1 protein-coding gene and 1 pseudogene are annotated in these 1,138 nt (G+C 32.4%); both read left to right on the top strand.

What is annotated here, in order from left to right:
• Window positions 1–198: pseudogene (locus HX049_RS18380) on the top strand (transposase); the annotation flags it as partial.
• Window positions 174–1,085, top strand: coding sequence for an IS3 family transposase (locus HX049_RS18375; protein WP_326366526.1), 912 nt, complete (start codon window positions 174–176; stop codon window positions 1,083–1,085). The pseudogene HX049_RS18380 and the gene HX049_RS18375, both read left to right, overlap by 25 nt.
• Window positions 1,086–1,138: the final 53 nt, after the last annotated feature.

The raw sequence follows: 1,138 nt of genomic DNA, 5'->3' as shown, positions 1-1,138 counted from the left end.
TGGAAGAAGAAATTCGATTCTCAAGGAGAATCAGGATTAAGACCTGCTGTTTCTGACAAATCAAAAGAACTTAAAAAAGCAGAGCAGGAGAATAAGATTCTTCGTAAACTACTAAGTGATAAAGAAATAGAATTAGAAGTTCAACGTGAACTGTTAAAAAAAAAGTTTGGGACATCCGATCCAAAAAAGATCTGGTAGATTACTTTTATAGTAAATATCAAAAAAGTAAAGCTAAACTAATACATTGGATTGGCTTAAGTGAAAGCACGTACTACTTCAAGGGTTCTGGCAAGTCAAAAGGTAATAAAGCTACTTTATTAACCTATCATAAAACCCAAGGTTGGGTTAACGAACAAACTGTTGTAGAGTCAATTAAAGAGCTTTTAAAGGGTGATTTTATGGATTGTGGTTACCGTATGATGAGCGAGTATCTTAAACGCGAAGGGTACACCATTAACCATAAAAAAGTATTTCGTATCATGAAAAGCGCTAAACTTTTACAAACTCGTATAACTAGAGATCATTCGAATAAGAAGTACGTTAAGCATCGTAAAGTAAAGACTACAAGACCCTTAGAGTGTATTGAAATGGACATTAAGATGGTATGGATACCACAAAAAGGTAAAAATGCTTATTTACTTTCTGTAATTGATGTACACAGTCGTAGAATATTAAAAGACTACTTCAGCTTTAATATTAAGCAGAAGCAGGTAATAGAATTATTGTCAGGGCTTTTTGAAGAGTTAGATTACCCTAAAAATGTGGTTATTAGATCGGATAATGGTAGTCAATTTATTGCCAAGAATGTAAGAGAATATCTTTCCTTAGTAGGTGTATCACAAGAATTTACACACGTAGCAACACCAGAGGAAAATGCCCACATAGAAGCCTATCACGGTACTTTAAAAAGAGAGGTTTTTACTAAATTTGAATACTTTACTTTTGGACAAATAGAACAAATATTAAAGAAGTACGTAGTATTTTATAATAACAAAAGACTACATGGTTTGCTTGGAAAAATCACTCCAATGGAGAAATGGGAAAAGGACAAACACTTGATTTGTAGCAGAGAAAAAGTAGCCTAAAACATTATACTTTAAAAATTTAAAAATACTCTAGGTTTATAGGGGTCAAAACA

It is taken from the genome of Myroides odoratimimus (genome assembly GCF_030326305.1).
Classification (GTDB): Bacteria; Bacteroidota; Bacteroidia; order Flavobacteriales; family Flavobacteriaceae; genus Flavobacterium; species Flavobacterium odoratimimum_A.
The sequence above is the reverse complement of the archived record's forward strand: the minus strand, read 5'-3'. Positions and strand labels throughout refer to the sequence as shown.